Below are 14,933 nucleotides of genomic sequence, written 5' to 3'. Positions count from 1 at the left end.
GTGATCTCCGCAGGTGGAACCCGGTTTGGAACATCCGGAAGGCACCCTTGCCGCCGTTACCGGGCTGTTATCAGTCAGAGATCTTCGCGTATGGTGACCGAGAGGTTACGTCTTTGCAGGGTATGGGTGACATGTTGCTGCTGGAACGAAAGTTCCGTTAGTGCCCTGACACGTACTGTAGCCGGCAAAACGTGACTCAGATCACAGGAACCAGATCGGGGGGATGCCCCGTCTAAGATGCTTACCTCCTCTCAGGTGATCTTCAGGTTCTGGCCCAATGCATCCGCATTGGCCCCGTTTGTCGGGATTTCGTTGCCCGCGCAACGAGACGAGTTCCCCTCTATGGAGGTGTGGCCTGCCCGCCGTGCGCGACCTATACGGTCCTTCGGCCGACGACCTCCGCCAGGTGGGCGCGGAGCCGCGCCAGCACCGGATCGCTCGGAGTCGGTCTCTTGCGCCGAGGCGCCGGCGGCGGGACGGCGCGCAGCTTGGGGCGACGGCTCGAGGCGTCGCTGGGCGTCCGGGCGCTCGTGCCCTGAACGACTTCGATCGCGGACAACAACTGTTGCCAGGTCCCGTCCGTCGCCCAGCGCCGGTGACGCTTGTATATGGCGACCCAGCATCCGAACCGCTGTGGCAGATCTCGCCAGTGCTCCCCGGTGCGGGCCTGGTAGAGCATCCCGTTGATCGCCGCCCGATGGCCGGTCCGCGGACGCCCGCGTCTGTCGTCAAGGGGTAGCAGCTCTTCCGGGGGTAGCAGCGGCGCCAGCCGTTCCCATTCGGCGTTCGTCAGATCACCACGACGCATGCGCCCATAGTGACAAGGCAAACACGCTCTGTCAGTGGAACCAAGGAAGATCTTCCTAATGCCCTGGCCGATGCTGCCGTTCGGGTTCGAAGCAGGTGCTTCGCTACATTCTCGGCCTGTGGGACGCACATGGGGCGGCAACGCCGACGTTCCGCCCTGCCCGGCGGGCCCGAGGGCGTGGTAGCGCCCACCATGGCGCATGAGCCCTTGCCTTGCAGCAAACGGTTGGTGATCTCGTCGACTATCACGAGGAGGGACTTGTTCTATCGGACTCCAGTCCCCTGGCGTCATCGGGCGGGGAGTCTGTCGCGTCTTTGAGGCGGCACTTCTGGCGGCGTATGGCTGGACGCAAGCCTCGTCATAGAGTCCGTCTGGCAGCGGCCCAAGCTCAAGGCCGAGTCTATCCGCTGGAATCCTGCTCCGGCGAAGTGTTATTTCAGCCTTTGAGCTGCAATCTGACCGGAGCGTCACAGAATGCTACGCAAGCATCACTAATTTGATCTTGTTGTTAGTTTATGGGCATTTTATGCTTTGCCCGTTTGGTAACACGCTCCGAGCTGCACTGTCAGAGTGCTCAGCCTCTGCCGGGTGGGATGGAGCTTCGTCCGGTGCCCGAAGGGCGCCCCGCGTGGTTCGGAGTGTGACGGCGTATGCGCCGGCTGTTTCGCATGCCTCTTTGTCTAGACCAGCTCTGGCCATCATTGCCGCCGCACTACCTGGCTTACTCTCCTTTACGGTCACCCCACTCTCGCCACAAACGGAGATGGCCAGCAAGGTTGCCGCCGGCCAGGGGGATCTTGTCCTCCCCAAGCAGCAGTTGGGTTCTTCGGGGGTCGTGCCCAGTCTCGTGACCACCACATCGGTCGCGGGCGGGCGGACGTCTGAAGGGGACCCTCGAGTGCCGGGAGCCCTTCCTTTGGACAGGCGTGGCGAGGCGCTGGAGGTGGAGCAGTCCGAGTTGCCGCCCGGTGTCGAGCGCGTAGAACAGAGGGATCGGCAGGCTTTGCCGGCCGCGGCTCCGGCGATCAACCACGTGTATCCCGAGACGGGGTCGTTGGTCAGCACGACTCCGCTGCTGACTGTGCGCGCGACCAGTTTGGGCGGTGGGACGGAGGCGGATCTGAGCTTTAGGTTCAACATCTGCGAGAAGCCGGAGGAGGACGAGGACGAGTTTCCTGACCCGGGTGAGCCGGTCCCGACGCCGGAGTGCTGGCAGTCCAGCGTTCAGTCGGGTGTGAGTAGTTGGCGGGTGCCTGAGGACACGTTGGAATGGGGGCAGCCGTACGAGTGGTGGGTTCGCGTCGTGGATCCGGAGAGTAGTGATTCCGCCGTCAGCGACAGGCAGCTGGTCGTTACAGGTGCGCGTCAGCCGTTGAACAGTGCCCGTTTGGGTGAGCGCGCGAGCGAGGGCCCAGAGTTCTCGCCTATCGCCGGGAATTACACCACGAGCGCTGTGGACGCGCAGGTGGCGGCGGCGGGTCCGCCCTTGTCGGTGGTGCGGACGTACAACAGCCAGGATGCGCGCACGGACGGCATTTTCGGCGCCGGTTGGTCGTCGCCGTGGGACATGAAGGTCGTAGCGGAGCTGTCCGGAACGTCGACGACGAGCCTGTTGGTGAGCTATCCGAGTGGTCGGCGGGTGCGGTTCGCCGCCAAGGGTGACGGCACGTACCAGTCGCCGCCGGGGATGAAGGACGTGCTGGTGGAGGTGGAGGGCGGCGGATGGCGCCTGATGGACACCTCCTCCACCTCCTATCACTTCAACGCGTCGGGACGGCTGCTGAAGATCACGGACAGGCGTGGCCGGGCGCAGACACTGTCGTACGGAGACGGTGGCACGTTCAGCTCGGTGATGGGAGTTGGCGGCCGGGCGCTGCATTTCACCTGGAACGGGTCCCGCGTGGCCACCGTGTCGACTGACGAGGTGGATGGCAAAGCGCTGACGTGGACCTATAGCTATACGGGCGACAATCTGGCGTCGGTGTGCTCGCCGGCGGCCGCGCCGAACTGCACGACCTACACCTATGGGCAGGGCTCTCGGTACCAGGGCGTCGTTCTCGACGCCGAGCCGGTGGGCTATTGGCGCTTGGGCGACGCGGAGGACGAGCCCGCGGCCAACCTCGGCAGTGAGGGCGGCACGGGCATCTATTCCGGCGTCACCGTGGGCCAGCCGGGAGCGCTGGAGGCAAGCAGCGACACCGCCGCGGGCTTCACGAAGTCCACCATGGAACTTCCCTTCAACATGCTGGATCGCCTGCGGAACGAAGTCTCGATCGAAGGCTGGATCAAGACCACGCAGCACGGGGTCGTGCTCTCCGCTGATCAGCTCGGCCACCAGTTCGGCGGCACGGAACCCATTCTGTATGTCGGTACGGACGGGCGGTTGCGGGGCCAGTTGGGCGAGCTGTCGGGCTCTGGGTTCACCCCGATCACGTCGGCCGCTCCGGTCAACGATGGTCAGTGGCATCATGTCGTGCTCACGGTGGCGGGTGAGCAGCAGCAGCTCTATCTCGACGGTGAACTCGCCGGTGAGCTGAGCGGAACGACCGTGGCGAATTACCGTGCACGTGCGTTCGTCGGCAGCGGCTACCGTGCCAACTCCTGGTCGAACATTCCGGGAGGCCCGGCGGCTTCCGGCGCTTTCGCGTTCAACGGCACGATCGACGAGTTCGCGGTCTACGGCAAGCCATTGTCGCAGGCCACGATTCAGGCGCACTGGGCCGCCCGGGCTAAGGTCAGCAACAAGCTGACGCAGGTCACGCTGCCGTCCGGCCGGATCTGGGCCGAGAACACCTACGACACCGCGACAGACCGCCTCCTGACACACGTCGACAGGCACGGAGGCACGTGGAAGGTCGGCAAGCCCGACATGGACTGGGTCGAGCAGGTCAACACGGTCGAGGTGATCGATCCGCGTGATGGCAAGCAGACCTACGGCTACGACCGGGGACGTGCTGATCGACTGGTGTACGAGATCGACCAGCTCCAGTTCAAGACGAGCTACGAGTACGACACCGGCGGTTACCCGGCTAAGAGGATCGACCGCAACGGCAACGTTGTCCGCTGGTGGAACGACAAACGCGGGAACCCTATCCGCGGCAAGTCATGTCGTACGGACTCCAGTTGCCAATACGGCTACGCCGACTATCACGTCAACGAGGATGACGAGTTCGACCCGCGTAACGGCAAGATGGTCGTCCATCGGGATGCCCGCTCGCCGGACCTGGAGAGCGACACCTACGCGACAACGTGGGAGTACAACCAGTACGGCGAGCAGACCAAGCAGACCACCCCCGCCACGTCCGGCTTTCCCGACGGCCGCTCGGTCACGACCTCCTACACCGATGGCACGGAGCCGGCTGTCGGCGGCGGCACCACCCCGGCCGGGCTGGTCGCCTCCCAGACCGATCCCAGGGGCAACACGTGGACCTACCGCTACACCGCGGCCGGTGACCTGGCCGAGCAACGGGACCCCGAAGGACTGAAGGTCGAGCTGGCCTACGACGCGTTAGGCCGGCTCCGCGAGAGCTCGCAAGTGTCCCAAGCCCATCCCGACGGGGTGAAGACCGTCCTCACCTACGACGTGCTGGGCCGCCCGGCGACGCAGACCGAGCCGGGCGTGGAGAACGAGGTGTCCGGTGTCACGCACACCAGGCGCACCACGTACGCCTATGACCCGGACGGCGCGAAGCTGCGGGAGACCGTCAGCGACCTGACCGGCGGCGACGCCGAGCGCGCGACCGTCTACACCTACGACGATCATGGCAGGGTGGAGACGATCACCGACCCTGAGGGCGGTGTGGTGCGCCAGAGCTGGAACACCATCGGCAGGTTGGCCACGGTGACGGACGCCAGGGGCGCGGTGGTCGAGCACGCCTACAGCGAGCGCGGCGAGCTGGTCACCCAGACGTTGAAGGGCTGGACCGGCAGCCCGGTCGACCCGCAACCCGCCACGGACAAGGTGCTGGCGTCGTTCGGCTATGACGCGGCGGGCCGCCTGGTGGCCCAGTCGGACGCGATGGGCCGCAAAACCTCTTTCGAGTACTTCGGCGACAACCTGCTCGCCAAGAAGATCGCCGACAACGTGAAGCTGAACGGCTCCGCGACCGCACGGGACGTCGTGCTGGAGAAGCACACCTACGATGCGGCGGGCAACCAGATCAAGCTGGTGACCGGCGGCGAGAAGGAGGCGACGACCGAGTACGTCTACGACGCGGCCGGGTTCCTGACCTCGCAGACGTTCGACCCGGGCAGGCTGGACCGCAGGACCGCGTTCACCTACGACGCCAACGGCAACATCATCAAGACCACCCGCACCAGCGCCGAAAGCGACCGCATCGAGGTCACCGAACAGGCCTACACCACGACGAACCTCCCCACCAGGACGACCGTCGAGAACGGCGAGGAGGACCTCGTCACCACCGTCGACTATGACGACCGCGGTCTGGCCGTCGCCACGACCGAGCCGCGCGGCAATGTGGCCGGCGCCGACAAGGACGCGTACACCACCGAGATGCGCTACGACGCGCTCGGCCGCCTCACAGAAACCACCGGCCCCCAGGTCAAGGTCGAGAAGGCTGGCACGGCCGGCGACGCGCGCCCCACGGTGCGGTTCGGCTATGACGTGCTCGGCGCCAAGACGCACGAGACGGACGCCGAGGGCCGTACCGTCACCTCGGTCTTCGACAAGGCCGGCCGGCTGACCAGCCAGAAGGCGCCCAGCTACACCCCGCCCGGCGGCACCGCGCTCACCCCGGCCACCTCGCTCACCTACGATGCGGCCGGCCAGCTCACCTCCACCACCGACCCGCGCGGCCACACGACCACCTTCGAGTACGACAGGCTCGGTCGTCAGGTGCGTGTCACCGACCCCGCCCCGGATGGGCAGCAGGGTGGGACGTGGGTGACGGAGTACGACATGGCCGGGGAGAAGCTCGCCACGGTCGACCCGACCGGGGCGCGTACCGGGGCGACCTACGACGACCTCGGCCGGCAGATCACCGCCACGCAGATCGAGCGCAAGCCGTCCACGGCGTCCTACACCACCACCATGGAGTACGACGACGCCGGCCGGCTGGTCAAGCAGACCGCCCCGGGCGGCAAGGTCACCTCTTACGGGGTGAACGCGGCCGGTGAGGTCACCTCCGTGACCGACCCGAACAACAACACGACCAGCATGGCCTACGACCTGGCCGGACGCCTGATCAAGACCACCGACCCCAACGGCAACGCCACCACCGCCGACTATGACCTGGCCGGCCGGCAGATCGCCGCCAAAGACCTCGACGGCAGCGGCGACGTGCTGCGCACCTACCGTTTCGGCTACGACGCCGCAGGCAACCAGACCAACGTCACCTCCCCCGAGGGGCACGTCACCCAGCAGAGGTTCGACGCCCTGGGACGTCCCACCGAGCTCGTCGAGCCGGTCTCGGAGGAGGAGTCGATCACCACGAGTTTCGGCTACGACGCGAGCGGCGCCCGTACCCGGCTCACCGACGGGCGGGGCAACGCCACCTGGACCACCTACAACAGCCTCGGTTTGGCCGAATCGGTGACCGAACCGGCCACCGCGGCCCACCCGGACGCGGCCGACCGCACCTGGACCCACCTCTACGACGCGGCCGGCAACCCGGTCGCCACCCTCCAGCCCGGCGGCGTCCGCATCGACCGCACCTTCGACCACCTCGGCCGCCTCACCAAAGAGAACGGCGCGGGCGGCGGCGCCGCCACCGCTGAGCGCAGCTTCGGCTACGACCTGGCCAACCGCATGACCACCGCCGGGAACCTGACCGTCGACTACAACGACCGCGACCTGCCGTTGACGGTGACGCGCGGCAGCACCCAGGAGACCGCCTACAGCTACGATGCGCTGGGCAACCCCACCCAGCGCATCGACGCCGCCGGCACCGCCACCTTCACCTGGGACAACGCCAGCCGCCTGAAGACCGCCACCGACCCGGTCACCAACCGCACCCTCACCTACGGCTACGACCAGGCCAGCCGCCTGAAGACCGTCACCGCCACCAGCGGCCAGGCCAGCACCCAGACCTTCGACTACGACCCCATGGACTGCCTCACCGGTCAGACGCTCGAGAACGGCTCCGGCACCCAGCTAGCGAAAATCACCTACGGCTGGGACGCCGACGACAACCTCACCACCAAGACCACCGCGGGCACGGCAGGGGCAGGCACCAACACCTACGCCTACGACCACGCCGGACGCCTCACCTCCTGGACCGCCCCCGACGGCGCCACCACCGCTTATGAGTGGGACGCCGCCGGCAACCGCACCAAGGCCGGCGACAAGACCTTCACCTACGACGAACGCAACCGGCTGCTGACCGGTGACGGAAGCACCTACACCTACACCCCGCGCGGCACCCTGGCCACCGAGACCAAGGCCGGCACCACCACCGGCTACACCTTCGACGCCTTCGACCGGCTCATCGCCGACGGCGACAGCGTCTACGCCTACGACGCCCTCGACCGCCTCACCAGCCGGATCCGCGGCACCACCAAGCAGACCTTCGCCTATACAGGGCTCGGCAACGACCTGGCCGCCATCACCGACAGCAGCGGCGCCGTCCAGGCACGCTACGCCCGCGACGCCGGCGGCGCCCTGCTCGGACTCACCGAAGGCACCAGCGCAGCCGCGGCGGCGTTCACCGACCTGCACGGCGACCTCGTGGCCACCTACACCACCACCCTGCAGACCTCCACCGCCTACGACCCCTTCGGCGCCGTCACCGCCCAGACCGGAACCACAACCAACCTCGGCTACCAGGGCGAATACACCGACCCCGACACCGGCAAGGTCAACATGCACGCCCGCTGGTACCAACCCGGCACCGCAACCTTCACCAGCCGCGACACCATGACCCTGGACCCGAACCCCTCGATCCAGACCAACCGCTACACCTACGCCAACGCCTCACCACTCACCGGCACCGACCCCACCGGCCACAACACCGTCAGCACCGGGAGCGGGCACTACACACCAGACATCGGCTACCAATCAGCCACCGATATTTATGCCCAGAGCGGCATTGTCTACGGAGGGGCAGCAAGCGCGCTGTGTGTCGGCAGCTGTACATCTAGGGGTGACTTCGGCGGCGGAGCCATTGCATGCGACACGTACGGAAACTGCGCCAGCGTACAGATCGACGTCGGCGCAGATCCCGAGTGGTGGGCTGATTTCTGGTGGGAGATGAATAAGTGGCAGCTTCTCGGCGATGATGAGATCAAACGCCAAGGCTACAAGATTCGTCCAGATGGAAGGGAAGTCGACCAGCCCAACTTCTGGTTTGCCAGCAAAAAAGTCCAGATAAATTATATGAAGCGGTGGTCGCCGGAGTTGACCGATAAGGAACTTGCCTTCAACTGGGTGGCGGTGGGCGGTTTGGACAGCTGGAAGGCGATGGAAGATGCAGCCAAGAAAAACCAGACTGATTGGAGGCTGGGCGATTGGGGTAGCCTAATTGCTGCCAAGGCATCTACAGCCGCTCCAATGTATGCTGCCGGGCAGCAAGGTAGCAATCCATTTCCTTACTACGACAAGTACGCCATGCTTGTGAAGTACAGTAAGGCTATCCGTGCCGCCGCGAAAGAACACAAGGTTGACCGCAATGCCTTGGCGGCCGTCCTGATCTACGAGAATATGCACAGGGAACCGACGACTGGTATAGGTGGAAACATCGTCGGTATGGGTAGCTATTTTACGGATACGTTATCCGTCGGTATATCTCAGCTGGAGATATATAGGGCAATGAGATTGCTCGAGAAATATTATGGCGACGATAAGCGTCTGAGTCGAATTGCTAAAAGTAGGGTTGCGACCGCGAGCCTCCTGGTCAATGATCACAAAATGGCCATACGATTGGCTGCGGCGCGCATGAGATACCTGATGTCCACTATACTTGTGCCCGATGGCAATGGAGGGATGCGTCGTATCAACGACTGGGAGGCCACGCTGGCGTATTGTGGATGCTCGGGTAAGGGATCGGTGCAACGGATCTATCTGCTAGGCGGCAAGGCTCCGAACGATAGCGCAGCGGCTCGTCGGAAGTTCATGCGTGGTGAAGCGTATAGGATCGTGGATGAATATTGGCGATGCGTTGCGCAGCGCTGCGGGTGATAATGGCCCGCATATGTAGCTTCACCCGGCAAGCCGGCCAACAGGAGGCGGTGATTCCTGCAATGGTGTGGATCTCCAATGATAGGTCTTTGTTCTGGCGGCGTGGCCCTGCGGCTGTGCTGTCCCTGATCATACTTCTCTCGCTGGCTGGCTGCCGCTCAGAGTTCCTATCCAGAGAGCTCCGCGTGGATCGTGGAGTCGTGGACGACATGCGCAGCATCGGCAAGGTGATTGCGGAAGCAGAGGACAATTATTACTGGGATGGATTGACTGTTATCCAAACGGTTCTAGTGGTCGATGTAAGGGGCGAAAGTGTCGAAGAATCTCTTAGTAAGGCGAGCAGTTCTCTTCGCCGTCGTGGTTGGGTGAGCAGTGCTCGCGAAGACGGCTCGTGGGAGCAAATGGAGTCCAGTAAGTGGAATGATGTACTTGTGACATTCAGCGATACTTCTTTCGTCTTGGAATCGGGTGAGCTTGGTTCTCAGGTGATCAAGGCAATCGAGGGTGCACGTGCCCTTCCGGGATCAGAGGCGTTCGTGGTTCTCAGCGCACAGCGAACCGACGGGTGAACGAGGCTTCGCATATGCTGAGCTGAAGTGCGCGGTGATTGCTCAACTACTCGAAAGGTGGCGATCCGCGTACGTCAATTTTCGGACTCAGCCTCGACATCTTACGCGCCCACTCTCGAGCGGGCTTGATAGAAGGGCTTGTCGTCACTGCGCATCCCTCTGTTCTCCAGAAGCTGGCAAGCCACAAGAGCGTCCACGAGATGCGGCTAACCGATGTGTTACTCAACGTCCGACCGAATCCCAAGTCAAGTTACTGTTAGCGACGCGCACGCACCCCCTAGGCCGCTTTATTTATGACATGCTCGGTGCCCGCATGCACGAGACGAACGTCGATCGACGTACCATCACTTGGTGTTCGACGTGGCGGCGACTAGGCGTTGGCGCGGTATCCAACAGTGGTAGATGGGTGCTCTTCTATGCGGATAAGAGTGAGGGTTGAGCCTCTGGTTGAAGAGGCTGGCGATGGCTGTACCTGCTGACCTGGAAAGTCTGATCGGCGCTCCCGGAAAGCTGCTCCACACAACGACTGGGATTAATAGAACGAGTTCTAGGCTTGGCTAGCCCACAGACTATAAACAGCTGATAGGAAGATATGCCAATCTAGAGGCAGCTATATCTGACGGAAGTTTCTTGTAGCGGCACAATGGCGGTGTCGTAGACTTCCTGGTGAACGCCATCGGAGGAGCTCTCCGCTGCCCACTTCTGCCTGACAATGGCACGCTGGATCCCCTAATCCGAGAGTAGACAACGGCAGATCTGGATAGCCAGGCGTGCGAGGCTTCTTCCTCCTGTTGCCGTAGTCCGGGCACGAACTCGTAGTGCAGCACGCCGCCGGGCTCCCTCAACTGCAGCCCGCGGGCGACCACGTGGTGGCCTTCCACCAGTTCCCCGGGATCGACGTCGAAGACGATGCCGAGACGTGTCAGCCCACCCCTTCTGGAGAGGTAGGCGTCGGTGGCCGTGCGTGGCGGAATCTGGATCATGGCACCAGCATCGGGCAAGAACTGGGACTGGCCGACCATAGACGTCGCCACCGTCTGCGCAACCTCGCCGGTGAACCGGTCAAAAGTACGATCACGGATGCCGCTGACCCTGCTTTCGACCGATACCGTCCCCGCGGGCGTCCCTGTTGTATTCGGTTTCATGCCTCGCGAAGAGTTCCCCCGAGAACCGACCGGCCATCCCGGTCAGTGTCTTCCGCACGACGCCAATTCCTCTACCGTCGCGCCCGCGTCCGGCCAGCAGCCGACAGCCGCGCTCTCCTCCTCCGGCCGGCCCCGGATCATCGCGCTCGACGTGCTGCGCGGGTTCACGCTGTGCGAGATCCTGTTCGCCAACATCCAGTTGATCGCCAATCACGGCACCGCCGTCGTGACGCAGCCCATGGGCGACTGGGATCCGTGGCTCGGGTTACCGATCTTCTCCCTGCTGTTCGGCATCGGGTTCACGCTGTTGCTGGACTCCGCCGCCGACCGCGTCCTCCGCCCGCGGCTGGTCCTGCTGCGACGGCTTGTGGCGCTGCTCGCGATCGGGCTCGCGCACATGGTGTTGTGGCCGGGGGAGATCTTGACCAAGTACGCGGTGGTCGGCCTGCTGGTGCTGCTGCCCTCGTCCTGGCTGCCGCGTTGGGTCGTGGCCGGCCTCGCCGCCGTGCTCGTTCCGGTGGCGCTGTCCGGCGGGGGAGGGCCGCTGCTGATCGCCGGGTTGTTCCTCCTCGGCTCGGCACTGGTCCGGTACGGGGTGGTCGACCGGATCGAGCGTTCCGTTCGAGGGCCGCTCCTGGTGGGGGTGGTCTTCGCGGCGGGGGCGGCCGCTGCCCTGTGGGTGCACGCTCAGGTGAAGACTGGGGCTGACCCGATGCAGCCGTCGTTCCCGTCCAGCCTGGCCGACCTGCTGATCGCCGGCGTCGTCGTGTGCGCCCTGCTGGTCCTGCTCGGAACGCCCCTGCGGCCGGTGTTGCGGGCCGTCTTCGCGCCGCTGGGCCGGATGGCCCTGACCAACTACCTGACCGCCACACTGCTCGTCCTGGCGGCCAGTCGCATCCTCGGCCTGCCTGTCGGCCAGTCCTTGCACGTCGCGTTCCTGACCGCGGGGGCCATCCTCGCGGCCCAGTGGCTGCTGTCCGCCCTGTGGCTGCGCCGCTACCGCCAGGGCCCGCTCGAATGGCTCTGGCGCTGGGCCACCTGGGCCCGATCGCGGAAAGGCTGAGTGCACGCTCGTCGCCCCATGCGAGGGGATCTGTATCCGAATCGCACCGTTCGGTAATCCTTGTACACTCTTGACAGTCTTCGCGACAAGATCAACCGATCGTCGTTAACGCTTGCTGGGGTCGCAATCATGCTGGAAACCGCATTCTCTGCCAAACTCTGGATGGGAGCGGGAGGTGGCGTCCAGGACGCGGTGCGCGACCTGCGGATCGGTGTGGACGAGTTCTGCGACGCGATGGGCGAGCGGCCGTTCGGAAGTGACGATCTGGGCCGGGCCCTGTACGAGGGCGATCGGGCGCGGAAGGCGCCGGGTTTCGTGGGGCTGCGCGACGCCCTGTTGGAGAACCTGGTCGGTACGGTGAACCTGCTCCAGGGCATGGGAGCCGGAATGGTCAACGTCGGCATCGTCTACTGCGGCGCGAACAGCGCGACCATGGATGTCCTGACCGGACGGAGGTCCTCGCAGTCCCCGCCATCTGCGGCGTTGGAGGAGATCGAGGAGTATCGGCCGGCGATCGAGGGCGGCAGGCTGCCCTCGACGGTCCCGCCGCCCGGTTTCGTGCAGCAGGCGGCATGGTTCTTGCAGGCCATGGGTTTCGGGTGCGCCTACCCTGACGGCGACATCGGCAAGGTGAACGTGCTGCGCGAGGCCGCGCTGAGGATCGGCCGCGTCGTCGAGCGGGTGGCGGAGGAGGTCGATGAGCACGCGGGGCGGGTGATCACGTCCGGGGACGGGCCGAACACGGACGAGTTCAAGAAGGCCGTGAAGATGCTCACCGGCGAGAAAAGGCTGCTGGAGGAGCTGAAACGGCAGTCGGATGAGCTCGCCGAGTACTGCCGGACGGGGATGGACGCGATCTCCAAGGCGCAGTGGCACTACTGGGTGGCCGCCGCCTACGTGGTGACCTTGGTGTACGTGGCGATCGTCATCAACCCCTACCTCAACGCCGCGGCGGCGAGGGCCATCCGGCTGGAGGGGATGGCCCTGCAGATCACCTTGCGGATCATTCGCGAGGCGGTGCTGGGCATGGCCTTCGCCGGCGGGCTGAACGTGATCGACCAGCTGTTCGCCACCGGTGACGTCGACCTGAAGCAGCTGCTCCAGACGACATGGCACGGGGCGGTCGCCGGCGGCCTCATGGGCGGCGCGCACGGCGCCCTGCCCTCGCTTCTGCGCAGGGGCGGCCCGCTGCTGACCGGCCTGGCCGCGGCGATGGAGAAGCCGGGTTGGGAACGGGTCCTCTCCCGCCTCCTCGTCGGGGGAACGGTGAGCACCGGCGCCCTGGCGACGGCCGGATGGGCGAGCGGGTACGGCTGGGACTGGAAGCACGCCGCACAGGCCGGCTTCGGGATGGCCCTCCTCGGCACCGGCGCGGAACTGGCCGGCAAGACATTCATGGCCGGCCGGCAGCGTGTGTCTCCCGAGCTGGCGCTGCGCCTGCCACGGGAGCCCTTCCCCAAGAAGGGGATTCCGTGGCTGCGCAGCCCCGAGAAGAGGTGGATGGAGTTCAAATGGTCCATGGCGTTCATGCCGCTCGCCGCGCCCGTGGCCGGCTTCACGGCGTTGGTGAAATTCCTCGAGGATGGCAAGAGTCCCTTCATGACGCAGCAACGGCTCGGCAAAGATGGCGAACTTTTCAACATGTGGAAATTCCGCTCGATGAAGAGCGCCGATGGCATGGATTCCAGCCTGGGATCCGCAGATACCCGGATCACAGACTTCGGCAAAACCATGCGAGAGGCCGGTTGGGACGAACTCCTGCAGTTGCCGCAGGTCGCCATGGGGAGGATGTCGTTCATCGACCCCCGCGGCCTGGTGGAGGCGACACATCGAGAAATGGCGCGCGATCTGAGTCCGGAGGTCAACCACACGTGGACGACCGGCAAAAAGGCGGTCACTCCGGGGATGTGGAGCCACTTCGGGTACTACAAGGAATACTTCGGCTATGAGGCAGCTTCCCCGCAGTTCAACCAGCTACGAGGGAGGCTGGACAACTGGTATTTCCAGCACGCCAATGAGACGATCGACCGGGAGCATTTCCGCAAGGAATTCGGGAAGATGATGAAAGCCTGGGGCTCCGCGGTGACGGGGGGAGGGAAGGGCTGAGCCCGTTTCGCGTGCCCATATGCGAAGCGGAACCGCTCGGGGCGGTGTCAGGGAGGCGGCGGGATAGTTACCCGAGTTGTCGTCTCACTTCACCAGCGAACCCCGACAGGCCTGTCCGCTCCAGCGCGGTCATGAGGCCAAGTACGGTCCTGGGGTCGCGCTTGTAACTATCGGCCTGCTCGCGCAGCGTTCGCAGGACGATCCGAGGCATCGCGTCCAACAGGCCGAGCAGGAAAGTGTCGGGAGTGAGTAGTTCGATGTCGTATGGCTCGCGGGCGTGTGCAGGGAAATCCTTGACATTGAAAGTCACCACAGCGTTCGCCTGCGCGGAGACTGCGGCGGCCAGCACGTGGCGGTCCTTGTCGTCACAGGTCATCGTGGCGATAAGTGGCTTGTAGCCGATTACTTCGGCGTCGTCGAATGCGAACCTCATCTCGGCCACGAGTCGACTGACGGTCTGGGCTGGTATGCCGGCCTCGATGAGGTTGCGGTCTAGTTCGTCAAGAATGCCGCTTGACCACAGAGGTCGGAACAGACCTGTCTCTGCCAGGCGGAGCAGCGTGTCTCGCAGATAGGCCGGATACAAAACGCACGTGTCGAGTATGACACTGAAGGTCATCCTGCCCTCCGGTCATCTGGTCTTACGTGGGTCGGCCGTAACCTCGTACAGATCGGCTTCTTCGGAGATCTCTACCATCCGGTCCAGGGATGCCTGGCGTTGATGACGGCGGCGCTCCTGGTAGGCCAGCACATCGCGGAGCAGAAGCCTACGATGACGCCCGGGCTGCTCGAAGGGAATCTCACCGCGTTCCAGTAGCCGGACCACCGTAGGGCGGCTCACGCCTAGCAGGTCAGCTGCTTCCTGGGTGGTCATCGTCTGGTGGTGAGGGGCGATCGTCACCGCCTGCCCAGCGGCCATCGCCAGCACCACCAACTGGAGCACCTCGAACACCTCGTCAGGTAGGACGATTCGCTCTCCCCCCGCTCCTACCAACTCCGCATGGCCGCTGGACGAATGCCTGATCGCGTCGGCCAATTGATCGAGAGGGACTCCCGGCGGTAGGACCGTCCGCTCGGCAAGCTCAGTCGTCATGGGGCCTCCTCACAC

Annotated in this window: 7 protein-coding genes; 4 read left to right on the top strand and 3 right to left on the bottom strand. The window is 64.6% G+C overall.

What is annotated here, in order from left to right; genetic code table 11:
* Positions 1-373 precede the first annotated feature (373 nt).
* Positions 374-808: a transposase gene (locus ACTWPV_RS43670; protein WP_443156297.1), complete on the bottom strand. Its 435-nt coding sequence runs from the start codon at positions 806-808 to the stop codon at positions 374-376.
* 763 nt (positions 809-1,571) lie between these two features.
* Here ACTWPV_RS43670 and ACTWPV_RS43665 point away from each other — a divergent pair.
* The 4 genes from ACTWPV_RS43665 (at position 1,572) to ACTWPV_RS43650 (ending at position 13,825) form a co-directional block, all read left to right on the top strand.
* The gene (locus ACTWPV_RS43665; RefSeq protein WP_443156296.1) at positions 1,572-8,942 is read left to right on the top strand and encodes a LamG-like jellyroll fold domain-containing protein; all 7,371 of its coding nucleotides are present in this window, start codon (positions 1,572-1,574) and stop codon (positions 8,940-8,942) included.
* A gap of 200 nt (positions 8,943-9,142) precedes the next feature.
* Positions 9,143-9,511 carry a hypothetical protein gene (locus ACTWPV_RS43660; RefSeq protein ID WP_443156295.1) on the top strand — a complete coding sequence of 123 codons (369 nt, stop codon included), beginning with the start codon at positions 9,143-9,145 and terminating at the stop codon, positions 9,509-9,511.
* A gap of 1,143 nt (positions 9,512-10,654) precedes the next feature.
* Complete coding sequence (locus ACTWPV_RS43655; protein WP_443156294.1) at positions 10,655-11,719, top strand: DUF418 domain-containing protein; 1,065 nt, start codon at positions 10,655-10,657, stop codon at positions 11,717-11,719.
* A 60-nt stretch (positions 11,720-11,779) separates the two neighbouring features.
* Positions 11,780-13,825: a sugar transferase gene (locus tag ACTWPV_RS43650; RefSeq protein WP_443156293.1), complete on the top strand. Its 2,046-nt coding sequence runs from the start codon at positions 11,780-11,782 to the stop codon at positions 13,823-13,825.
* Between the two features lie 67 nt (positions 13,826-13,892).
* Here the strand turns inward: ACTWPV_RS43650 and ACTWPV_RS43645 are convergent, their stop codons facing one another.
* Entirely contained in the window at positions 13,893-14,444 is a 552-nt protein-coding gene (locus ACTWPV_RS43645) for a PIN domain-containing protein (protein ID WP_443156292.1), read from the bottom strand.
* Between the two features lie 12 nt (positions 14,445-14,456).
* Positions 14,457-14,918, bottom strand: a complete 462-nt coding sequence (locus ACTWPV_RS43640; RefSeq protein ID WP_443156291.1) for a helix-turn-helix domain-containing protein — start codon at positions 14,916-14,918, stop codon at positions 14,457-14,459.
* Between the last annotated feature and the right edge of the window lie 15 nt (positions 14,919-14,933).

Origin of the sequence: Nonomuraea sp. KM88, assembly GCF_052245635.1 — a bacterium.
GTDB lineage: Bacteria > Actinomycetota > Actinomycetes > Streptosporangiales > Streptosporangiaceae > Nonomuraea.
This window is presented reverse-complemented; position numbering and strand designations above follow the sequence as displayed.

What these genes read in the sequence shown, in the direction of transcription:
- ACTWPV_RS43640 (WP_443156291.1), bottom strand. Translation starts at nt 14,918, where the DNA reads ATGACGACTGAGCTTGCCGAGCGGACGGTCCTACCGCCGGGAGTCCCT.
- ACTWPV_RS43645 (WP_443156292.1), bottom strand. Translation starts at nt 14,444, where the DNA reads ATGACCTTCAGTGTCATACTCGACACGTGCGTTTTGTATCCGGCCTAT.
- ACTWPV_RS43665 (WP_443156296.1), top strand. Translation starts at nt 1,572, where the DNA reads ATGGCCAGCAAGGTTGCCGCCGGCCAGGGGGATCTTGTCCTCCCCAAG.
- ACTWPV_RS43670 (WP_443156297.1), bottom strand. Translation starts at nt 808, where the DNA reads ATGCGTCGTGGTGATCTGACGAACGCCGAATGGGAACGGCTGGCGCCG.
- ACTWPV_RS43655 (WP_443156294.1), top strand. Translation starts at nt 10,655, where the DNA reads ATGCCTCGCGAAGAGTTCCCCCGAGAACCGACCGGCCATCCCGGTCAG.